Consider the following 21,441-nt stretch of genomic DNA (forward strand, 5'->3'; position numbering starts at 1 on the left):
TCGGAGTTAACCGTCCTTCTCGATCTCACAGAGCAGCGGGTGCTGGCATTCCCTTGCATATTGATTCACTTGCATCGCTTTGGTTTCGGCTACGTCGCGCGTATAGAGCCCGCAGACGGCCTGCCCCTCGGTATGGACGGCCAGCATGATCTTGGTGGCCTGCTCCCTGCTGTGATTGAAAATGCCTTCCAGCACCTCGACGACGAAATCCATCGGTGTGTAGTCGTCATTGAACATGACAACTTTATACATCGGTGGTGCCTTTAATTCCGGCTTGGCCTCCTGGACAGCGAGACCAGACGCGTCGTCTTCGTCCCGTTGAGGCCGGTCCTGATTGAATGTTAGTCGAATCTGAGCAAATGCATGCATGCGCATAACGGTTCTAGGTCGTGGCGCGGGGGCCAGATAAATATGGACAGCTTCGCAGCCAGCTGACGAGTCGCCTTGACTATCGGCAAAACGGTGATACAAACAGTATGTGCCTACAAGGGCAAACGGGTTGCGCAACATGAGGCCTCGGGCTGCATAAGCGCGGAATGAAATGGATGTTACTCCAGTAATGGACTCCTTTGCAGAGGGATAACAGCATGCTAAGCGGTAAGGTCAAGTGGTTCAACAACGCCAAAGGCTACGGGTTCATCGTAGCAGACGGCGGCGATGAGGACCTGTTCGCCCACTACTCGGCCATCCAGATGGAAGGCTATCGAACTCTGAAAGCTGGGCAAGCGGTCATGTTCAACATCCTGCAGGGTCCGAAAGGCCTTCACGCAACCGACATCAGGCCACAGCAGGCCGTGTCCGAGGCGACGACCCCTGCTGCTGCCCAAGGCGTCTCGACGGTAGATGCCTGATTTGTCCTGAAACAAAACAAAAAAAAGGCCGATCATCTGATCGGCCTTTTTCATTCCACACCTTACATATGGCTGATCATCGCGTCGCCAAATTGCGAGCATGACATCAACTGGGCGCCCTCCATGAGACGCTCGAAGTCGTAGGTGACGGTCTTGGCGGCGATAGCGCTCTCGGTCGACTTGATGATCAGGTCTGCCGCTTCCACCCAACCCATATGGCGCAGCATCATCTCAGCCGAGAGAATCAGCGAGCCCGGATTGACCTTGTCCTGACCGGCGTACTTCGGCGCGGTACCGTGCGTAGCTTCGAACATGGCGACCGTGTCAGAAAGGTTTGCCCCGGGGGCAATACCGATACCGCCGACCTCAGCGGCAAGCGCGTCGGACAGGTAGTCACCGTTCAGGTTGAGTGTTGCGATGACGTCGTACTCGGCCGGGCGCAGCAGGATCTGCTGAAGCATGGCATCGGCGATGGCGTCCTTGACTACTATGTTCTTGCCGGTGTTAGGGTTCTTGAACTGCATCCAGGGCCCGCCATCCAGCAGCTCGGCGCCAAACTCGTCGCGGGCCACTTCATAGCCCCACTCCTTGAAGGCACCCTCGGTGAACTTCATGATGTTGCCCTTGTGGACAATGGTGACGGAGCTGCGGTCATTGTCGACGGCGTACTGCAACGCCTTGCGAACGAGACGCTTCGTACCTTCCAGTGAAACCGGCTTGACCCCAATTCCGCAGTTTTCGGTAAAACGGATCTTCTTGACGCCCATTTCCTCGGTAAGGAACTTGATGACCTTCTCCGCTTCCGGGGAGCCTGCCTTCCACTCGACACCGGCGTAGATGTCTTCGGAGTTCTCCCGGAAGATCACCATATCCACGTCGCCCGGCTTCTTGACCGGGCTCGGCACACCGGTGAACCAGCGAACCGGACGCTGGCAGACATAGAGATCAAGCTCCTGGCGCAGCGCAACGTTCAAGGAGCGGATGCCACCGCCGACCGGAGTGGTCAGGGGGCCTTTGATCGACACGACGTAATCGCGGACAGCTTCGAGGGTTTCCTTCGGCAGCCAGGTGTCCTGATCGTAGACCTGCGTAGCCTTCTCGCCCGCGTAGATCTCCATCCAGGCAATCTTGCGCTTGCCGCCATAGGCCTTCTGAACAGCGGCATCCACGACCTTGATCATCACCGGGCTGATGTCGACGCCGATACCGTCCCCTTCTATATAAGGGATGATCGGGTTGTCGGGGACGTTCAGGGTGTTATCGGCGTTAACGGTAATTTTGTCACCGCTGGATGGCACCTGGATCTTTTGGTATCCCATGCTGGACTCCGTCTTCGTGGTTAGACATCGATCATCTTTGAGGGTAACCCACTCGAATTGCCTGAAACTACATGTTCGTTCGTCGTATGCGCAATGCCGTTCTGCCCGAGGCTGGCTCGATGGTATACTGCCGCGATGACTCACAAGTCATAAGGGACGAACCTGTCTTGTACAAGTCCCGCCCCTTGAAACCTCAGAGTCGCTACCGCGGCTCGGCGGTTCAAATGCTCGACACTCTATTGGTGCATCCATCATCACCGCGGCGAATCCCCCTTCTGGTTTCATCTAGACGGAGAGCCAGAGCGCCTACCCGGCGCACTCGGGATTCTGTGCACGCCCTGCAAGAAGAGAGTTATCGCTAAATGTCCACCCCTTCGAAGATCATCTATACCTTCACCGACGAAGCCCCTGCGCTGGCTACCTATTCGCTTCTTCCTATTGTAGAAGCCTTCGCCGCCTCCGCTGACATAGCCGTCGAAACACGTGACATCTCTCTTGCAGGGCGCATTCTTGCGAGCTTTGCCGACCAGCTCGACGCCGACAAGAAAGTCGACGACGACCTGGCCAAGCTTGCCGAGCTGACCGTTCAGCCCGATGCCAACATCATCAAACTGCCCAACATCAGCGCTTCCGTGCCGCAGCTCAAGGCCGCCATCGCCGAATTGCAGGCCCTGGGCTACAACATCCCCAACTTCCCGGAAGACCCGCAGACCGATGCGGAGAAAGATACCCGCGCCCGCTATGGCAAGGTACTCGGCAGCGCCGTGAACCCCGTGCTGCGCGAAGGCAACTCCGACCGCCGCGCTCCGGCCGCCGTGAAAGCCTACGCTCGCAAGCACCCGCACTCGATGGGCAAGTGGAGCAAGGCTTCGCAGTCCCATGCCGACTACATGCGTGGTGGCGACTTCTTCTCCAGCGAGCAGTCGATCACCATGGACAAAGCTGGTGATGTGCGCATTGAGTTCGTCGGCAAGGACGGCAAGGTCGAGGTCAAGAAGCAGCTGTCTCTGCAGGAAGGCGAAGTGCTCGACGGCATGTTCATGAGCTGCAACAAGCTGCGCGCCTTCTTCGAAGACACCCTGCAGGACTGCAAGGAAACCGGCGTGATGTGGTCCCTGCACGTCAAGGCCACCATGATGAAGATCTCGCACCCGATCGTCTTCGGTCATGCGGTCAGCGTTTACTACAAGGATGTGTTCGACAAGTACGGCGAGCTGTTCAAGGAACTGGGCGTCAACCCGAACAACGGTATCAGCAGCGTCTACGACAAGATCAAGTCGCTGCCGGTCTCGCAGCAGGAAGAAATCCTGCATGACATCCATGAGGTTTACAGCCACCGCCCTGAAATGGCGATGGTCGACTCGGTCAAGGGCATCACCAACCTGCACATCCCGAGCGACGTAATTGTCGACGCCTCGATGCCGGCGATGATCCGTAACTCCGGTCAGATGTGGGGCAAGGACGGCAAGCAGAAGGACACCAAAGCGGTAATGCCGGAGAGCACCTATGCCCGCATTTACCAGGAGATGATCAACTTCTGCAAGACCAACGGCGCCTTCGACCCGGTAACCATGGGTAGCGTCCCGAACGTCGGCCTGATGGCACAGAAAGCCGAGGAATACGGTTCGCACGACAAGACCTTCGAGATGCAGGCCGACGGCACCATGCGCGTCGTTCTGGCCGACGGCACCGTGCTGATGCAGCACGAAGTCGAGAAAGGTGACATCTGGCGTGCTTGCCAGACCAAGGACGCTCCGATCCGCGACTGGGTCAAGCTGGCCGTGACCCGTGCTCGCCAGTCGAACACCCCGGCGATCTTCTGGCTTGACCCGGAGCGCGCCCATGATCGTCAGTTGCAGAACAAGGTCGAAACCTACCTCAAGGATCACGACCTGAGCGGTCTGGACATCCGCATCATGGATTACAACGAAGCCATCCGCGTCAGCATGGAGCGCATGATTCGTGGCCAGGACACCATTTCGGTGACCGGCAACGTTCTGCGCGATTACCTGACCGACCTGTTCCCAATCATGGAACTGGGCACTTCGGCCAAGATGCTCTCAATCGTTCCGCTGATGGCGGGCGGCGGCATGTACGAAACCGGCGCCGGCGGCTCCGCACCAAAGCACGTGCAGCAGCTTGTAGAAGAGAACTACCTGCGCTGGGATTCCCTGGGTGAGTTCCTTGCTCTGGCTGTGTCCTTGGAAGAAACCGGCATCAAGACCGACAACATCAAGGCCAAGATCCTCGGCAAGACCCTTGACCAGGCCACCGGCAAACTGTTGGACAACAACAAGTCACCGGCGCGTAAGGTTGGTCAGCTGGACAACCGCGGCAGCCACTTCTACCTGGCTCTGTACTGGGCGCAAGCTCTGGCCGCGCAGGACGAAGACGCCGAACTGAAGGCCCACTTCACCCCGCTGGCCAAGCAGTTGACCGAGCAGGAAGCGACCATCGTCGCCGAACTGGCCGAGGTGCAAGGCAAGCCGGTGGATATCGGTGGCTACTATCGCTCCAACCCGGAACTGACCAGCAAGGTGATGCGCCCCAGCGCAACCTTCAACGCAGCCCTGGCCGCGCTGAACGCCTGAATCGACGCTTGAGTGTTATCACGAACCCCGGCCTGGTGCCGGGGTTCGTGCTTTCTGAACGGAGGTGACTGTTATCATCCCGTCATTTACACAAGGCAGCTCTTATGGACTGGCAACCGCATATCACCGTCGCGACCGTTATCGAAGACCAGGGGCGCTTTCTGTTGGTAGAAGAGCTCAAGGCGGGCCGACTCGTACTCAATCAGCCTGCCGGGCATCTCGAAGCCAATGAGAATCTGCGCCAGGCGGCTGTACGGGAAACCCTCGAAGAAACCGGCTGGGAGGTCGAGCTCATTGGCGTTGTGGGAATTTATCTGTACACCGCGCCCAGCAATGGCGTGACCTATCAGCGCGTATGCTTCGCCGCCAGAGCCCTGCAGCATGATCCGCAGCGTCAGCTCGACGAGGGCATTGTCGCGGCTCGGTGGCTGAGCCGCGACGAGCTGGAGGCGCAACCTGAACGCTGGCGCAGCGAACTGGTGCCCCGCTGCATCGATGATTATCTGACCGGGCCGCTGCATTCGCTTGACGTGATTCGCAACTGAACGCGGCTTCGTCATGCCTGCTGCAGCCTGATAGAATTCGCCCCTTTGCAGAGCCTCAGCGTGTTCCTATGTCTGTAACCACCCTCACCGCCCCGGAAAAAACACGTGTCATCGTCGGCATGTCCGGCGGAGTGGACTCTTCCGTTTCCGCCCTCCTGCTGCTCGAGCAGGGCTATCAGGTCGAAGGCCTGTTCATGAAGAACTGGGAAGAGGACGACGGCACGGAATACTGCACCGCCAAGGAAGACTTGGCCGACGCCCAAGCGGTGTGCGATCGAATCGGTATCAAGCTGCATACGGCGAACTTTGCAGCCGAATACTGGGACAACGTCTTCGAACACTTCCTTGCCGAATACAAGGCGGGACGCACGCCGAACCCGGACATCCTTTGCAACCGGGAGATCAAGTTCAAAGCCTTTCTCGACTACGCATTGATGCTGGGGGCGGACCTCATCGCGACCGGCCATTACGTGCGTCGTCGCGACGTGAATGATCGTAGCGAGCTGCTCAAAGGACTGGACCCGAACAAGGATCAGAGCTACTTCCTGCATGCGGTCGGCGGTGAACAGCTGAGCAAGACGCTGTTTCCTGTCGGCGAGCTGGAAAAGCCCGAAGTACGGGCGATCGCCGAAAAGTACGGGCTTGCCACGGCGAAGAAAAAGGATTCCACCGGCATCTGCTTCATCGGCGAAAGGCGCTTCAGCGACTTTCTCAAGCAATACCTTCCGGCCCAGCCCGGCAATATCGAAACCATCGATGGTGAAGTGATCGGCCGTCATCACGGCTTGATGTATCACACCATCGGTCAACGCCAGGGCTTGGGCATCGGTGGCCTCAAGGATGCTTCCGACGAGCCCTGGTACGTGCTGAGCAAGGACCTGCAGCGCAACGTGCTGGTGGTCGGCCAGGGCAACGATCATCCGTGGTTGTTCTCGCGCGCGTTGCTGGCATCGGAAATCTACTGGGTGAACCCCATCGACCTCAGCGCTCCGCTCCAGCTGACCGCCAAGGTCCGCTATCGCCAGAGCGATCAGGCCTGCACGCTGGAAAAGACGGCAGACGGCTATCGTGCCGTCTTCGAAGCGCCACAACGGGCGGTGACACCGGGCCAGTCGGTCGTGTTCTACGACGGCGAAGTCTGCCTTGGCGGCGGCGTGATCGAGCAGGCCGAACCCTGGTTCGAGGGTCGAGCATGAATACGCTCGACGAACAACTGATTGCACTCGGCGCAGTGTTCGAAGCCGCAACGTTGGTGGACCGCATCGCTCGCACCGGCCAGGTTCCGAACGCCTCGCTCGGCTGCATGCTGGGCAGCCTGCTGGCCCGCAATCCGGAAACCACACTGGAAATCTACGGCGGTGATGACCTCAATCTACGTGATGGCTATCGCGCTCTGGTCGGTGCCTTGGAGCGCGACAGCAGCGCGTTGCAGCGAGAACCACTGCGTTACGCACTGGCGATGATCGGTCTGGAGCGCCAGCTGGACAAGCGCGACGACATGCTTCAGGTCATTGGCAGCCGTCTGGATCAGATTCAACAGCAGGTCGAGCACTTCGGCATCACCCACGAAAATGTCGTGGCCTCGTTCGGCGGTTTGTACCAGGACACCCTGAGCACATTTCGCCAGCGCATTCAGGTTCAAGGCGACATGCGGCACCTGCAGCAGACGGACAATGCAGCCAAGATTCGCGCCCTGCTGCTCTCCGGAATTCGCTCGGCACGTCTGTGGCGCCAGCTCGGCGGGCACCGTTGGCAAATGATCTTCAGCCGCCGCAAGCTGCTCGATGCGCTCTATCCACGGCTGCGCTCGACCCAGGATGACGACCGCTAACGGTGGCGAATGTACCGGGCCCACCCGGTCCATTCGTGTATAATCTGCGCCCTCTTTTCGTTGCCTGACTGTCCGAGAATGCCCTCTATGCAGCTTTCCTCGCTCACGGCGGTTTCCCCCGTCGACGGCCGCTACGCCGGCAAAACCAGCGCCCTGCGCCCGATCTTCAGCGAATTCGGCCTGATTCGTTGCCGCGTCCAGGTCGAAGTCCGCTGGCTCCAGCGCCTGGCAGCCCACCCAGGCATTCCGGAAGTCCCCCCCTTCTCCGCCGAAGCCAACTCGGTGCTGAACCAGCTGGCCGAGAACTTCCAGCTGGAGCACGCCGAGCGCGTGAAGGAATTCGAGCGAACCACCAACCACGACGTAAAAGCCGTTGAGTACCTGCTCAAGGAGCAGGCCAAGCAGCTGCCGGAACTGGCCAAGGTCAACGAATTCATCCACTTCGCCTGCACCAGCGAAGATATCAACAACCTCTCCCACGCGCTGATGCTGCGTGCAGGCCGCGACAGCGTTCTGCTGCCGCTGATGCGCCAACTTGCCGAATCGATCCGCAGCCTGGCCGTGCAATTCGCCGACGTACCGATGCTCTCGCGTACGCATGGCCAGCCGGCGTCGCCGACGACGCTCGGCAAGGAGCTGGCAAACGTGGTGTACCGTCTGGAGCGCCAGATCGCCCAGGTCGCCGCCGTTCCGCTGCTGGGCAAGATCAACGGCGCAGTGGGCAACTACAACGCCCACCTGAGCGCCTATCCCGAGATCGACTGGGAAGCCAACGCCCGCGAGTTCATCGAAGGCGACCTCGGCCTGACATGGAACCCCTACACCACGCAGATCGAGCCGCACGACTACATTGCCGAACTGTTCGATGCCATCGCCCGGTTCAACACCATCCTCATCGATTTCGACCGCGACGTCTGGGGCTACATCTCGCTCGGTTACTTCAAGCAGAAGACCGTTGCTGGCGAGATCGGCTCGTCGACCATGCCGCACAAGGTCAATCCGATCGACTTCGAGAACTCCGAAGGCAACCTGGGTATCGCCAATGCACTGTTCCAGCACCTGGCCAGCAAGCTCCCGATCTCCCGCTGGCAGCGTGACCTGACCGACTCCACCGTGCTGCGCAATCTTGGCGTCGGCTTTGCCCACAGCGTCATAGCCTACGAAGCGAGCCTCAAGGGTATCGGCAAGCTGGAGCTCAACATCGCCCGCATCGCCGAAGACCTCGACGCCTGCTGGGAAGTGCTGGCCGAACCGGTACAGACGGTCATGCGCCGCTACGCCGTGGAAAACGCCTACGAAAAACTGAAGGACCTGACCCGCGGCAAAGGAATTACGCCCGAAGCCCTGCAGTCTTTCATCGACGGTCTGGATATTCCTGCCGAAGCAAAGGCCGAACTACGCAAATTGACGCCGGCCAACTACATCGGCAACGCCGTTGCCCAGGCCAAGCGCATCTGAGTACGACCATGTATGCACGCCCGGCTGTGCCGGGCGTTTTTATTTTCAGCTCTGTATATAGAGCAAGGTGTTACGCATGACTTCTGATATTCCACTTCAAATTCTGGGCGGCATCAGCGCCCGGGAATTTCTGCGCGACTACTGGCAGAAGAGACCGCTGCTCATTCGCCAGGCCATCCCAGACTTTCAGAGCCCCATCTCGCCGGACGAACTGGCTGGCCTTTCGCTGGAAGAGGAAGTCGAATCCCGCCTGATCATCGAGCACGGCGAAAGCCCCTGGGAGTTGCGTCGCGGTCCCTTTGCCGAAGACACCTACCAGCAGCTGCCCGAGCGTGACTGGACCCTGCTGGTCCAGGCCGTCGACCAGCTGGTACCGGAAGTCGCCGATCTGATCGAGCACTTCCGCTTCCTTCCCAACTGGCGCATCGACGATGTGATGATCAGCTATGCCGCACCGGGCGGCGGTGTCGGCCCGCATTTCGACAACTACGACGTATTCCTGCTGCAGGCGCATGGTCAGCGCCGCTGGCGCATCGGGCAGATGTGCGACAGCGAAAGCCCCATGCTGAGCCACGGCGATCTACGCATCCTGGCCGAATTCGAAGGCACCGATGAATGGGTGCTGGAACCCGGTGACATGCTTTACCTTCCGCCTCGCCTGGCCCACTTCGGCACCGCAGAGGATGCCTGCATGACCTATTCGGTCGGTTTCCGTGCCCCTAGCGCTGCCGAGGTACTGACCCACTTCACCGACTTCCTGGCGCAGTTCCTGCCGGACGAGGATCGTTACAGCGACGCCGATCTGCAACCGAGCGACGACCCCTACCAGATCCAGAGCGACGCACTGGACCGATTGAAAGCGCTGCTTGCCGAGCACATGAGCGACGAGCGTTTGTTGCTCACCTGGTTCGGCCAGTTCATGACCGAGCCGCGCTATCCGGAGCGGGTGGAGGGGCCTGAGCTGGAGGAGATCGATCTGCGCTCGGCAATCGAAGATGGCGCCCTGCTGGTCCGCAACCCGGCGGCACGCCTGGCCTGGAGCGAAGTCGACATCGGCCTGCTACTGTTCGCCAGTGGCCAGAGTCGCCTGCTTCCCTCCAAGCTGCGCGAACTGTTGAAACTGATCTGCTCGGCTGATGCGTTGCACGCCGATAATATCGGCGACTGGCTGAGCGACGACGATGGCCGGGGGCTTTTGTGCGAACTGGTCAAACAAGGAAGTCTGGAGTTTGCTGATGAATAGCGTTCAGGTACGGATCGCCGACTGGCAGCAGGACAACGCCGAACTGCGGCGCATTCGGGAGGCCGTGTTCATTGCCGAGCAGGCCGTTCCGCCCGAGCAGGAGTGGGATGCCGACGATAGCGAAGCCGTGCATTTTCTCGCCCTCGAGGGCGACTATCCGATCGGTACCGCACGGTTGCTGGCCGACGGGCAGATTGGCCGGGTAGCAGTCCTGCGCGACTGGCGCGGCATGAACGTGGGCGATGCGCTGATGCGCGCCGTCCTTGCGGAGGCGGAGCGCCGGGGCCTGACGGAGCAGACACTGACTGCGCAGGTTCACGCCACCGCCTTCTATGAGCGACTTGGCTTTGAAGTGGTCAGCGATGAGTTTCTCGAAGCCGGAATCCCCCACGTCGACATGCTCCGCCGGAGCCACTGAGGCCGTATGAGCGACAGCGCCCCTGACGAAAGTAGCGATCAGGCCGAACTCCCGGCCATAGACTTTCACTCTCCGGGGCGTTTTGCCGTTCACAACCCCCAAGCCGACCTTCCCGAGCCTCTCGCTTGGAGAGCGGCCGCCTTTGAGCTTGGACAGGACACCGAACTGCAACGCTTCAGCGAACCCAGTGAGGTTCGCCAGCATGCTTTGGCCATGCTGCAGCAGGCGACTCGCTCGCTGTGCATCTACAGCACGGATCTGGAACCCTGGCTTTATCATCACAGCAGCGTTCAGCAGGCTTGCACTCGCCTACTGCTGGCCCACCCGCGCAACCGCCTGCGTATCTTGGTCGGCGACCCGACACGAGCGATCAAAGAAGGCCACCGTCTTCTGCAGCTTGCTCGGCGATTGACCAGCAATGTACATATCCGCAAGCTGAACCCCGATTATCCCGAGCAGAGCGGCGCCTATCTGATCGCCGATGATTGTGGTCTGCTGCAACGCCCCAAGGCTGACCAATACGCCGGCTATGCCCTGTACCACGACCTCGCCCGGGTGCGCATACGCCAAGCGGAATTCGACAAGGCCTGGGAACATGGATTAGCGGATGCAAACCTGCGGAGTTTTCTGCTATGAGCCCTCGAATCTTTCTGCTGTCCGTTGCTGTCAGCATCTGTCTTCCGTTACAAGCGGCGACCGAAGTCATTCAGCTCGACAACCGCATGGCCGAAGACGTTATTCCCGTAGCGGAGTCGGTGCTCGGTGGCCAGGGACGGGTCACAGCCTACGGCAGCCAGCTGATCGTCAATGCACCGGACGCGCTCATCAGCGAACTGCGGCAGGTGATCGATCAGCTGGACGTCGAGCCCAAGCGTCTGCTCATCAGTGTCGATACTCAGGACTCGGCCAGCAGCTCCGCAGGCGGTTATCAGGTGGACGGTTCGGTACGCTCCGGCGACGTGGAGTTTGAAACCGGACGCGGAGAGATTGGTGGGCGTGATCGGGTGCGAATCATCCGCCGCAGCACGAAGAGCAGGGATGGCGGCGTTCAGCAGGTTCAGGCCAGCGAGGGTTATCCGGCGCTGATTCAGGTGGGCCAGAGTGTGCCGCTGACCACCCAGGGCACAGATGGCTACGGCCAGATCTACCAGCAGACGCAATATCGCGACGTTCTCCGCGGCTTCTACGCCACTGCCACAGTGCACGGCGACCGGGTGCAAGTCACCATAAGCAGTACCCGAGACCGGCTTGCGCAAGGCCGTGGTGGCGTGGTGGAGGTTCAGAACGCGGACACTCGGGTAAGCGGTCGTATCGGTGAATGGATCACCATCGGCGGCGTCGATGAAAGCGCGAGCTCCGAGCAGCAAGGCACGTTACGTCGCTATTCCACCCAGGGCGGCCAGAACCTGTCGATGCGCCTCAAGGTCGATGTTCTGGACTGAACATCAGCAGGTCCCTGACAGCCACGCCACGATGTAGTGCCCCGAAAAAAACACTACAAAACGATTGACGATGCAATTTCAGCGGAGCATTATTGCCCCGCTCCCGCTAACCAGGGGCCCTGGCAAGGGTCTCCGGGGCGTGCTCAAGCCAACCAGCCGAGCCGTTCCGTGACTGTACTGCCCACAAGGCGGACTGACGAGGTTGCGACTGGAACGAGTCGTCCTGAGGGACGGGGTAGCGATTGACGCATCAGCCAGACTGAAAGCTTCTCGTTGTTGTAGCGCACACGGCAGCCACGCCGGCTGTGGGCGCAGCAACCGGAACCAGCCCGGCGGTCGTATCCCCCTTCTCTTGGTTCAATCCTCGTCCCGGTCGATATTTCGACGCTCTGCCGCGTGTTGCCCGCAATGATCAGCGATAGCACGTAGGTTTCGGTGGGAAAAGTCGGTGCTCAACCACACTCATTTTTGAAGGATTGAACATGTCCGCATATCAAGACGACATCAAGGCAGTTGCCGCCCTGAAAGAGCAATACGGCAGCAGCTGGGCCGCCATCAACCCTGAGTCCGTCGCTCGCATGCGCGCCCAGAACCGCTTCAAGACCGGTCTGGAAATTGCTCAGTACACCGCCGACATCATGCGCAAGGACATGGCCGAGTACGACGCCGACTCGTCCGTCTACACGCAGTCCCTCGGTTGCTGGCATGGCTTCATCGGTCAGCAGAAGCTGATCTCCATCAAGAAGCACCTGAAGACCACCAACAAGCGTTACCTCTACCTGTCCGGCTGGATGGTTGCTGCTCTGCGCTCCGAGTTCGGCCCGCTGCCGGACCAGTCCATGCACGAGAAGACTGCCGTTTCCGACCTGATCGAAGAGCTGTACACCTTCCTGCGTCAGGCTGACAGCCGCGAGCTGGACCTGCTGTTCACCGCTCTGGACGCCGCTCGCGAAGCTGGCGACAGCGCCAAGGCTGCCGAGATCCAGAACCAGATCGACAACTACGAAACCCACATCGTACCGATCATCGCAGATATCGACGCTGGCTTCGGTAACCCGGAAGCCACCTACCTGCTGGCCAAGCGCATGATCGAAGCAGGCGCTTGCTGCATCCAGATCGAGAACCAGGTTTCCGACGAGAAGCAGTGCGGCCACCAGGACGGTAAAGTGACCGTTCCCCACGCCGACTTCCTCGCCAAGATCGCAGCTGTGCGTTACGCCTTCCTCGAGCTGGGCATCGACAACGGTGTGATCGTTGCTCGTACCGACTCCCTGGGTGCCGGCCTGACCAAGCAGATCGCCGTGACCAAAGAGCCGGGCGACCTGGGCGACCTGTACAACTCCTTCCTGGATTGTGAAGAAGTCTCCGCTGCCGATCTGAACAACGGTGACGTGGTTCTGAACCGCGAAGGCAAGCTGCTGCGTCCGAAGCGTCTGCCGTCCAACCTGTTCCAGTTCCGCGCTGGCACCGGTGAAGCACGCTGCGTACTGGACTGCATCACCTCGCTGCAGAACGGTGCTGACCTGCTGTGGATCGAAACCGAGAAGCCGCACGTTGGTCAGATCGCGGCCATGGTTGACGAAATCCGCAAGACCATCCCGAACGCCAAGCTGGTCTACAACAACAGTCCGTCGTTCAACTGGACCCTGAACTTCCGTCAGCAGGTCTTCGATGCGTTCGTCGCCGAAGGCAAAGACGTTTCCGCCTACGACCGCGCCAAGCTGATGAGCGTCGAGTATGACGAAACCGAACTGGCCCAGGTTGCAGACGAGAAGATCCGCACCTTCCAGCGCGACGGTTCAGCTCACGCCGGCATCTTCCACCACCTGATCACCCTGCCGACCTACCACACCGCCGCGCTGTCCACCGACAACCTGGCCAAGGGCTACTTCGCCGACCAGGGTATGCTGGCGTACGTGAAGGGCGTTCAGCGTCAGGAACTGCGTCAGGGCATCGCCTGCGTCAAGCACCAGAACATGGCTGGTTCCGACATCGGCGACAACCACAAGGAGTACTTCGCTGGCGAAGCCGCTCTGAAGGCAAGCGGTAAAGACAACACCATGAACCAGTTCCACTAAAAATCGGTTCGCGGCCTCACCGGCCGCAGGTGTTAACAAAAAGCCTCGGCATCTGCCGAGGCTTTTTTTTGCGAGCAAGCAGACTGCGTAGACGAGGCCACATTTCGTCGGCACGACCCCTACCTGTCATTCTGTTGTCGCATATCGAATTTAGCGTCATGGCTCCGACAAAAATCGTAATGGAGCTGCGCCGTGACTACTGAGAACAACGACATTTTGTTTGGCAACGGGGACGAGTTGCCCAGTAACCACTCGACGAACCCACACATTCAGGATGTGATCTCTGCTGGCCGTCGAAAGGTAGTGGTTGGCGGCGCAGCCCTGGGAGCCATGGCCTTTCTAGGTGCGGCTATTCCCGGACTTGCGCAAGCGGCTGAACCATCCGCGCAAGGACTCAAGGACCTCCCCTTCCGACGCCGTACCCGTCTGCCGTTTTCGCCAGTGGCGGTAACGCGGGCCGATGCTATTACCGTTCCTGCTGGCTATTCCGCGACCACTTTCATTCCATGGGGCACCCCGATTACCGGTAGCTATCCGACCTGGATGGAAGACGCGAGCAATAGCGCCGAAGACCAGGCTCAACAAGTCGGCATGCATCACGACGGAATGCATTTCTTCCCGATGAACGCAAAACTCGGCGGGCGCCAGAGCGATCACGGCTTGCTGGTGCTAAATCACGAATACATTCAAGCGCCTCTGCTCCACCCCAACGGCCCGACGGTGGTCGATGGTAAGCGTGTCGATGTCGACGAGGTCCGCAAGGAAATCAACGCCCACGGCGTTTCGGTAGTAGAAATCCGCCGCGGCCCGCGTGGCGATTGGTCGGTCTTGCCGACAGCCCGTAACCGCCGCATTACGGGTGCCACGCCGATGCGCATTGAAGGCCCCGCGCGCGGCCATGCGCTGATGCGCACCCGCTACAGCCCGAGCGGCACCTCAACCCGCGGAACCCTTAACAACTGCGCCAACGGGCATACGCCTTGGGGTACCTACCTCACCTGTGAGGAAAACTGGGCAGGTTACTTCGCCACCGCCGACAGCGACCTACCTCGTGAACTTAGCCGCTATGGTGTGCGCGGTAGCGGTCGTTATGGCTGGGAGACAGTTGCCGGCGATGAGTTCGAGCGCTTCAACGCCTCGCGCATCGCGACCGATCCACAAGCGGATTATCGTAACGAGCCCAACACCTTTGGCTGGATCGTCGAGATAGATCCGTTCGATCCGAACTCAACACCAGTCAAGCACACGGCCCTCGGCCGTTTCGCCCACGAAGGACTGGTGTTTGCCCCCGTCAGGCCGGGCCGCCCCGTTGTCTGTTATTCCGGCGACGATTCGCAGAACGAATATATCTACAAGTACGTCAGCCGCGACCGCTATCGGCCGCAGCGAAGCGATGGGCGGCTGCTGGACGAGGGGACTCTCTATGTCGCGCGTTTCAACACCGACGGCAGTGGTGACTGGCTCGCTCTCGATCATGCCGATCCGGCCTTCCAGCGGGCCTGCGAGACCGCCGGCGTTCAATTTGCAGATCAAGGTGAAGTCCTGATCAACACCCGTCTGGCCGCCGACATCGTCGGAGCCACCAAGATGGACCGCCCAGAATGGGGGGCGGTTAACCCAGATAGCGGTGAGGTCTACTTCACCCTCACCAACAACAGCGGACGCAAGGAAACCGACGCCTCCAATCCGCGTGCACCAAACGCATTTGGTCACATCATTCGCTGGCGTGAAGCGAGCCGCGACTTTGCAGGCACGCGATTCAACTGGGATATCTATTTGCTTGCCGGGCCACAGGACAACAGCCGGGGGCCGAAGGGTCGAGCGCTGGATGAAAGCAACATCATGGCCAGCCCGGATGGGTTGTGGTTCGACGACGAGGGTCGACTGTGGATTCAGACTGACATGAGCGGTAGCCAACTGCGCAGCGGGCCGTTTGGTAACAATCAGATGTTGGTTTCCGACCCCAGAACCGGTGAGACCAAACGGTTTCTCGTCGGGCCTCAGGGCGCTGAGGTAACCGGAATCACAGCTACACCGGACTTCCGGACCCTGTTCGTCAACATCCAGCACCCTGGCGAAGACTCGACCGCGACGAACTACACGAGCACGTGGCCGGACGGGCCGGGTCGCAGACCCCGCTCAGCAACCGTCATCGTCACGCGGGACGACGGAAAGCGCCTGATGTAACTGCGGAGGGGCCAAGCCGCAAGGCTGGCCCCCCTATCAATCCACTGACCACACTCAAGGCTCATCTGGTGAGGTGAAAAGGCCCCAGGTCGATATGAATAGCGCCGCGACCAGCGGGCCGATCACGAAACCATTCAGTCCGAACAATGCCAGCCCCCCCAGCGTCGAGATAAGCACGACGTAGTCCGGCATCTTTGTATCCTTTCCAACCAGAATCGGTCTGAGGATGTTATCCACCAGGCCGATTACCAACACACCATAAAGCGTGAGTATCACGCCCTGCCAGATCGCGCCGGTCATCAGGAAATAGATGGCTACCGGCGTCCATATCAGGCCCGCCCCGACAGCGGGCAACAATGACAGGAATGCCATCAGCACGCCCCACAGCAGCGCCCCGGAGATCCCAAGCACGGCAAAGATGATTCCGCCGAGCGCTCCTTGGGTAACGGCGACGACAATGTTTCCTTTTACCGTCGCGCGTACGACTCGCGTGAACTTGCTGAACAGGCGCCGCTTCTGAGCATCGCTGAGCGGAATGGCCTTCCTGATACGCGCCACCAGATCACGCCCGTCGCGAATCAGGAAGAACAGCAGGTACAGCATGACAAAGAAGCTGACCAGGAACTGGAATGTCCCCTGGCCAAAACTGAACGCTTTTGTCGCGAGGAACTGACTTCCCTCGAGCGCCCCAGAGGCCAGCCGGTCACGCATGGAATCGAGGTCACCGAAACCGAAGCGCTGAAGCTGCAGCTGGATCGATTGAGGCAGGAGCTCGCGGAAGTTGACGACCCAGCTGCCGATGTCCAGCTCGCCACTTTCGATCTGCTTGTAGAGGATCGCCCCCTCTTGAACCAGCATCCCGGCGATCAGAATCACCGGCAGTACGGCGACCAGCAACGAAACTAGCAAGGTGATCAGAGCTGTCAGGTTGCGTCGCTGGCTAAACCGTCTGTAAAGATAGCGCTGCAAGGGGGCGAAGATGATCGCCAGTATCACCGCCCAGAAGACTGCCCCATAGAACGGCAGCAGGATCCAGCCAAAAGCCAGAGACACCACCACCAGCAGCGCAAGAAAGACCTTCTGCTCGAGCCTCGAATTGTCCATTGTTGACCCTGTCGCTGCGTTTGGTTCTGTTTAGTCAACGAGCGACGGTACGAGTGCGGGTCTGGCAGATGATTCAGTGTCAGGCCGGAGTTAGGCGTACAGCTGACACTGAATTTGATGCGTTACAGCGTCATTGCCGCCAACCAACCAAATGCCAGAAGTGGCAGGTTGTAATGTAGAAACGTCGGCACGACAGTATCCCAGATATGATTGTGCTGGCCGTCCGCATTCAACCCGGCGGTCGGACCGAGAGTGGAGTCGGATGCGGGAGAACCGCCATCGCCCAGAGCACCGGCAGTCCCGACCAGACTGACGATCGCCAACGGACTAAAACCCAGCTCGACACCTAGGGGAACAAAAATCGCGGCAATGATCGGCACTGTGGAAAAAGAAGACCCGATTCCGATGGTTACCAGCAATCCCACCAAGAGCATCAACAGCGCGCCGACAGCCTTGCTGTCGCCGATCCATTGAGTCGAAGCGTCTACCAGCAACTTGACCTCGCCCGTTTCACGCATCACCTCGGCAAAACCAGCGGCCGCGATCATGATGAAGCCAATCATGGCCATCATCTTCATCCCGTCGGTGAACAGGTCATCCGCTTCGCGCCAGCGCACCACGCCGGAAACGGAAAAGATCACGAACCCAGCAAGCGCGCCAAGTATCATCGAGTCCAGCCAAAGCTGAATCACGAAGGCCGCTGCAACTGCGACAGCAGCCACCAGCAGCGTGAGGGGACTGTAGGTCACTGTAGTTTTTTCAAGCTGCTCGACACGTACGAGGTCGTATTCGCGGGGCTTTCGATAGCTATAAAAAGCAATCAGCAATCCCGCGAGCATCCCGATTGCGGGGATCAGCATTGCCTGCGTGACTTTGATCCCAGTTACATCCACGCCACTTTTAGCAACGTTTGCCAGCAAGATCTCGTTCAAGAAAATATTGCCGAACCCGACCGGGAGAAACATATACGGGGTAATCAGACCGAACGCGAGCACACATGCAATCAAACGCCTGTCGATCTTCATCTTCGACAGCACAAAAAGCAGCGGGGGAACCAGTAGGGGAATAAATGCGATATGAATAGGAAGGATATTCTGTGATGAAACAGCAACGGCAAGCAGCAAGCCGATCATCATCCACTTAACCGCTCCGCCCCCTTGCGCTCCTTGCTTTCCAACCAAAGCTAGCGCCTTGTCAGCAAGGGCGTGAGCCAACCCGCTTTTTCCAATGGCAACGGCAAACGCACCCAGCAACGCATAAGACAAGGCAACTGTTGCGCCACCGCCTAGCCCCTTGTTGAATGCCGCCAAGCTACCCTCAATTCCCAAGCCACCAATCAAACCGCCAGCCATGGCTCCAGCGATGAGCGCGACCACTACATGCACGCGGCAAAGACTCAGGATCAGCATGATGCCAACAGCCGCAACAACTGCGTTCATTGAACTCTCCATACAAACGACAAACGTCGCGAAAAAAACGCCGTACTCTGCAATAACGGAACTGGGGTGTCAAAAGCAGATCTGCACGATAAGCAACTTACACGTATCTACCTGGGCAACGCGCTGCACGAGAATGCTTTACCCAAATGCCTACTTAGCCCACTTTGTCTGATATAGATGCCAAGCATAGGAATGATCAGACCGCACGCTCTGGGCAATGCTCAATCGCCGCAGTACTCACAACCGCTTGTACAGGTTTCATGAATACGGATGCGCGAAAGCTCAGGCAGAAGCGGTTTGAGCTCAGTCCAGATCCATTTCGCAAGATTCTCGCTTGTGGGGTTTTCTAACCCAGGAATATCGTTCAGATAATTATGATCCAGCAGCTCATACAACGGCTTGAAGACAGACTTGATTTCACCAAAATCGCGGATCCAGCCCGTATGCGGATCCACCGTACCGCTGATATATAACGCTACCCGGAAAGAATGCCCGTGCAGTCGGCCACATTTGTGTCCCTGCGGTACATTCGGCAAACGATGTGCTGACTCAAACGTAAACTCTTTGAATATTTCCACTAGATAGACTCACAGTCTGGTCGCCAGATTGAGGGGCGATTTTACGCATTTTGACAGCGTGGCACATGCATTACACCAGCTGTAGATGCTGGGCGATGAGCGAATGAATGGCTGTGGAAGTGCTGAAGCACTAACGGCACGCGGAGCCGGAAAACTGCAAAGGACTACGTGGTTGGTCGCCCCCCGGCTCCAGGCAGACGAAAACAGCACAAGATAACTGCAGTTCAGTTGCACTATCGGCAATTCCAGCACCGCCTTAGCGCCTCGTGCTTTTCTCTGCCCCAAAAGCAAACCCCCGACCAGCTTACGCGGGTCGGGGGTTTGGGAAAGGAGCTTGACGATGACCTACTCTCACATGGGGAGACCCCACACTACCATCGGCGATGCGTCGTTTCACTACTGAGTTCGGGAAGGGATCAGGTGGTTCCAACGCTCTATGGTCGTCAAGCAATTCAGTTGCTGCCTCGGGGTTTAGCCGCTGCAGCCAATCGGGTATGTGATGAATCGGTATTGCGTGTTCGTGCAGATTTTCGGTCTGTTTGTCGACTTTCCGTCTAACAACCAAATTGTTTGGGTGTTATATGGTCAAGCCTCACGGGCAATTAGTATTGGTTAGCTCAACGCCTCACAGCGCTTACACACCCAACCTATCAACGTCGTAGTCTTCGACGGCCCTTCAGGGAGCTCAAGGCTCCAGTGAGATCTCATCTTGAGGCAAGTTTCCCGCTTAGATGCTTTCAGCGGTTATCTCTTCCGAACGTAGCTACCCGGCAATGCCACTGGCGTGACAACCGGAACACCAGAGGTTCGTCCACTCCGGTCCTCTCGTACTAGGAGCAGCCCCTCTCAAATCTCAAACGTCCACGGCAGATAGGGACCGAACTGTCTCACGACGTTCTAAACCCAGCTCGCGTACCACTTTAAATGGCGAACAGCCATACCCTTGGGACCGGCTTCAGCCCCAGGATGTGATGAGCCGACATCGAGGTGCCAAACACCGCCGTCGATATGAACTCTTGGGCGGTATCAGCCTGTTATCCCCGGAGTACCTTTTATCCGTTGAGCGATGGCCCTTCCATACAGAACCACCGGATCACTAAGACCTACTTTCGTACCTGCTCGACGTGTCTGTCTCGCAGTCAAGCGCGCTTTTGCCTTTATACTCTACGACCGATTTCCGACCGGTCTGAGCGCACCTTCGTACTCCTCCGTTACTCTTTAGGAGGAGACCGCCCCAGTCAAACTACCCACCATACACTGTCCTCGATCCGGATAACGGACCAGAGTTAGAACCTCAAAGTTGCCAGGGTGGTATTTCAAGGTTGGCTCCACGCGAACTGGCGTCCACGCTTCAAAGCCTCCCACCTATCCTACACAAGCAAATTCAAAGTCCAGTGCAAAGCTATAGTAAAGGTTCACGGGGTCTTTCCGTCTAGCCGCGGATACACTGCATCTTCACAGCGATTTCAATTTCACTGAGTCTCGGGTGGAGACAGCGCCGCCATCGTTACGCCATTCGTGCAGGTCGGAACTTACCCGACAAGGAATTTCGCTACCTTAGGACCGTTATAGTTACGGCCGCCGTTTACCGGGGCTTCGATCAAGAGCTTCGCTTGCGCTAACCCCATCAATTAACCTTCCGGCACCGGGCAGGCGTCACACCCTATACGTCCACTTTCGTGTTTGCAGAGTGCTGTGTTTTTAATAAACAGTCGCAGCGGCCTGGTATCTTCGACCGGCATGGGCTTACGTAGTAAATACTTCACCCTCACCGGCGCACCTTCTCCCGAAGTTACGGTGCCATTTTGCCTAGTTCCTTCACCCGAGTTCTCTCAAGCGCCTTGGTATTCTCTACCCAACCACCTGTGTCGGTTTGGGGTACGGTTCCTAGTTACCTGAAGCTTAGAGGCTTTTCCTGGAAGCATGGCATCAACCACTTCGCTTTCTAAAAGAAAGCTCGTCATCAGCTCTCGGCATTAAGATCCCGGATTTACCTAAGATCTCTGCCTACCACCTTAAACAAGGACAACCAACGCCTTGCTGGCCTAGCCTTCTCCGTCCCCCCATCGCAGTAACTAGAAGTACGGGAATATTAACCCGTTTCCCATCGACTACGCTCTTCAGCCTCGCCTTAGGGACCGACTCACCCTGCGTCGATTAACGTTGCGCAGGAACCCTTGGTCTTTCGGCGTGCGAGTTTTTCACTCGCATTGTCGTTACTCATGTCAGCATTCGCACTTCTGATACCTCCAGCCAGCTTCTCAACTGACCTTCACAGGCTTACAGAACGCTCCTCTACCGCTCAACTTGCGTTGAACCCGTAGCTTCGGTACCTGGTTTGAGCCCCGTTACATCTT

General features: G+C 58.5%; 17 protein-coding genes and 2 rRNA genes (1 of these 19 running past the window's edge). 12 read left to right on the forward strand and 7 right to left on the reverse strand.

Translation table 11 applies throughout. From position 1 onward, the window contains the following. Window positions 1-6: 6 nt before the first annotated feature. Entirely contained in the window at window positions 7-369 is a 363-nt protein-coding gene (gene clpS, locus F753_RS46650) for an ATP-dependent Clp protease adapter ClpS (protein ID WP_003298832.1), read from the reverse strand. Between the two features lie 218 nt (window positions 370-587). Here clpS and cspD point away from each other — a divergent pair, with 218 nt between their 5' ends. Next, complete coding sequence (cspD, locus tag F753_RS46655; protein WP_003298830.1) at window positions 588-851, forward strand: cold shock domain-containing protein CspD; 264 nt, start codon at window positions 588-590, stop codon at window positions 849-851. Between the two features lie 62 nt (window positions 852-913). On the opposite strand, the gene icd is transcribed toward cspD, so the two are convergent. Next, complete coding sequence (gene icd / locus F753_RS46660) at window positions 914-2,170, reverse strand: NADP-dependent isocitrate dehydrogenase (RefSeq protein ID WP_014820077.1); 1,257 nt, start codon at window positions 2,168-2,170, stop codon at window positions 914-916. 362 nt (window positions 2,171-2,532) lie between these two features. Here icd and F753_RS46665 point away from each other — a divergent pair, with 362 nt between their 5' ends. From F753_RS46665 to F753_RS46715, 11 genes are all read left to right on the forward strand, one after another. After that, window positions 2,533-4,761 (forward strand): NADP-dependent isocitrate dehydrogenase, encoded by a 2,229-nt coding sequence (locus F753_RS46665; protein ID WP_023446958.1) that lies wholly within the window; start codon window positions 2,533-2,535, stop codon window positions 4,759-4,761. A 104-nt stretch (window positions 4,762-4,865) separates the two neighbouring features. Beyond that, entirely contained in the window at window positions 4,866-5,306 is a 441-nt protein-coding gene (locus F753_RS46670; protein ID WP_023446959.1) for an NUDIX hydrolase, read from the forward strand. Between the two features lie 68 nt (window positions 5,307-5,374). After that, the gene (mnmA, locus tag F753_RS46675) at window positions 5,375-6,502 is read left to right on the forward strand and encodes a tRNA 2-thiouridine(34) synthase MnmA (RefSeq protein ID WP_125898361.1); all 1,128 of its coding nucleotides are present in this window, start codon (window positions 5,375-5,377) and stop codon (window positions 6,500-6,502) included. Beyond that, window positions 6,499-7,137 carry a high frequency lysogenization protein HflD gene (gene hflD / locus F753_RS46680; RefSeq protein WP_014820073.1) on the forward strand — a complete coding sequence of 213 codons (639 nt, stop codon included), beginning with the start codon at window positions 6,499-6,501 and terminating at the stop codon, window positions 7,135-7,137. Before mnmA ends, hflD begins: the two co-directional genes overlap by 4 nt. A gap of 87 nt (window positions 7,138-7,224) precedes the next feature. Then, complete coding sequence (purB, locus tag F753_RS46685; protein WP_023446960.1) at window positions 7,225-8,595, forward strand: adenylosuccinate lyase; 1,371 nt, start codon at window positions 7,225-7,227, stop codon at window positions 8,593-8,595. A gap of 76 nt (window positions 8,596-8,671) precedes the next feature. Beyond that, the gene (locus F753_RS46690) at window positions 8,672-9,838 is read left to right on the forward strand and encodes a ribosomal protein uL16 3-hydroxylase (protein WP_023446961.1); all 1,167 of its coding nucleotides are present in this window, start codon (window positions 8,672-8,674) and stop codon (window positions 9,836-9,838) included. Then, the gene (locus tag F753_RS46695; RefSeq protein WP_023446962.1) at window positions 9,831-10,256 is read left to right on the forward strand and encodes a GNAT family N-acetyltransferase; all 426 of its coding nucleotides are present in this window, start codon (window positions 9,831-9,833) and stop codon (window positions 10,254-10,256) included. Before F753_RS46690 ends, F753_RS46695 begins: the two co-directional genes overlap by 8 nt. 6 nt (window positions 10,257-10,262) lie before the next feature. After that, window positions 10,263-10,892 carry a DUF7931 domain-containing protein gene (locus tag F753_RS46700; RefSeq protein ID WP_023446963.1) on the forward strand — a complete coding sequence of 210 codons (630 nt, stop codon included), beginning with the start codon at window positions 10,263-10,265 and terminating at the stop codon, window positions 10,890-10,892. After that, the gene (locus F753_RS46705; RefSeq protein WP_023446964.1) at window positions 10,889-11,698 is read left to right on the forward strand and encodes a secretin N-terminal domain-containing protein; all 810 of its coding nucleotides are present in this window, start codon (window positions 10,889-10,891) and stop codon (window positions 11,696-11,698) included. The genes F753_RS46700 and F753_RS46705 overlap by 4 nt, the downstream gene beginning before the upstream one ends. A 482-nt stretch (window positions 11,699-12,180) precedes the next feature. Beyond that, window positions 12,181-13,776: an isocitrate lyase gene (locus tag F753_RS46710; RefSeq protein WP_014820067.1), complete on the forward strand. Its 1,596-nt coding sequence runs from the start codon at window positions 12,181-12,183 to the stop codon at window positions 13,774-13,776. 192 nt (window positions 13,777-13,968) lie between these two features. Then, complete coding sequence (locus F753_RS46715) at window positions 13,969-15,963, forward strand: PhoX family protein (protein WP_031298400.1); 1,995 nt, start codon at window positions 13,969-13,971, stop codon at window positions 15,961-15,963. 54 nt (window positions 15,964-16,017) lie between these two features. Here the strand turns inward: F753_RS46715 and F753_RS46720 are convergent, their stop codons facing one another. From F753_RS46720 to F753_RS46735, 5 genes are all read right to left on the reverse strand, one after another. After that, window positions 16,018-17,067, reverse strand: coding sequence for an AI-2E family transporter (locus F753_RS46720; RefSeq protein ID WP_023446966.1), 1,050 nt, complete (start codon window positions 17,065-17,067; stop codon window positions 16,018-16,020). Between the two features lie 122 nt (window positions 17,068-17,189). Then, complete coding sequence (locus tag F753_RS46725) at window positions 17,190-18,506, reverse strand: Na+/H+ antiporter family protein (RefSeq protein ID WP_014820064.1); 1,317 nt, start codon at window positions 18,504-18,506, stop codon at window positions 17,190-17,192. A gap of 221 nt (window positions 18,507-18,727) precedes the next feature. Then, window positions 18,728-19,084 carry a 6-carboxytetrahydropterin synthase QueD gene (queD, locus tag F753_RS49380; protein ID WP_014820063.1) on the reverse strand — a complete coding sequence of 119 codons (357 nt, stop codon included), beginning with the start codon at window positions 19,082-19,084 and terminating at the stop codon, window positions 18,728-18,730. A 332-nt stretch (window positions 19,085-19,416) separates the two neighbouring features. After that, window positions 19,417-19,532: ribosomal RNA gene (rrf, locus tag F753_RS46730) — 5S ribosomal RNA — on the reverse strand. A 133-nt stretch (window positions 19,533-19,665) separates the two neighbouring features. Beyond that, window positions 19,666-21,441, reverse strand: a 23S ribosomal RNA gene (locus F753_RS46735) (it continues 1,115 nt past the right edge of the window).

It is taken from the genome of Stutzerimonas chloritidismutans AW-1 (assembly GCF_000495915.1).
Taxonomy (GTDB): domain Bacteria; phylum Pseudomonadota; class Gammaproteobacteria; order Pseudomonadales; family Pseudomonadaceae; genus Stutzerimonas; species Stutzerimonas chloritidismutans.

Excerpts from the sequence above, each read along its gene's own strand:
- hflD (WP_014820073.1), top strand. The coding sequence starts at position 6,499 with ATGAATACGCTCGACGAACAACTGATTGCACTCGGCGCAGTGTTCGAA.
- icd (WP_014820077.1), bottom strand. The coding sequence starts at position 2,170 with ATGGGATACCAAAAGATCCAGGTGCCATCCAGCGGTGACAAAATTACC.
- F753_RS46725 (WP_014820064.1), bottom strand. The coding sequence starts at position 18,506 with ATGAACGCAGTTGTTGCGGCTGTTGGCATCATGCTGATCCTGAGTCTT.
- F753_RS46690 (WP_023446961.1), top strand. The coding sequence starts at position 8,672 with ATGACTTCTGATATTCCACTTCAAATTCTGGGCGGCATCAGCGCCCGG.
- purB (WP_023446960.1), top strand. The coding sequence starts at position 7,225 with ATGCAGCTTTCCTCGCTCACGGCGGTTTCCCCCGTCGACGGCCGCTAC.
- mnmA (WP_125898361.1), top strand. The coding sequence starts at position 5,375 with ATGTCTGTAACCACCCTCACCGCCCCGGAAAAAACACGTGTCATCGTC.
- F753_RS46695 (WP_023446962.1), top strand. The coding sequence starts at position 9,831 with ATGAATAGCGTTCAGGTACGGATCGCCGACTGGCAGCAGGACAACGCC.
- F753_RS46665 (WP_023446958.1), top strand. The coding sequence starts at position 2,533 with ATGTCCACCCCTTCGAAGATCATCTATACCTTCACCGACGAAGCCCCT.
- F753_RS46710 (WP_014820067.1), top strand. The coding sequence starts at position 12,181 with ATGTCCGCATATCAAGACGACATCAAGGCAGTTGCCGCCCTGAAAGAG.
- cspD (WP_003298830.1), top strand. The coding sequence starts at position 588 with ATGCTAAGCGGTAAGGTCAAGTGGTTCAACAACGCCAAAGGCTACGGG.
- clpS (WP_003298832.1), bottom strand. The coding sequence starts at position 369 with ATGCATGCATTTGCTCAGATTCGACTAACATTCAATCAGGACCGGCCT.
- F753_RS46720 (WP_023446966.1), bottom strand. The coding sequence starts at position 17,067 with ATGGACAATTCGAGGCTCGAGCAGAAGGTCTTTCTTGCGCTGCTGGTG.
- F753_RS46670 (WP_023446959.1), top strand. The coding sequence starts at position 4,866 with ATGGACTGGCAACCGCATATCACCGTCGCGACCGTTATCGAAGACCAG.
- F753_RS46705 (WP_023446964.1), top strand. The coding sequence starts at position 10,889 with ATGAGCCCTCGAATCTTTCTGCTGTCCGTTGCTGTCAGCATCTGTCTT.
- F753_RS46700 (WP_023446963.1), top strand. The coding sequence starts at position 10,263 with ATGAGCGACAGCGCCCCTGACGAAAGTAGCGATCAGGCCGAACTCCCG.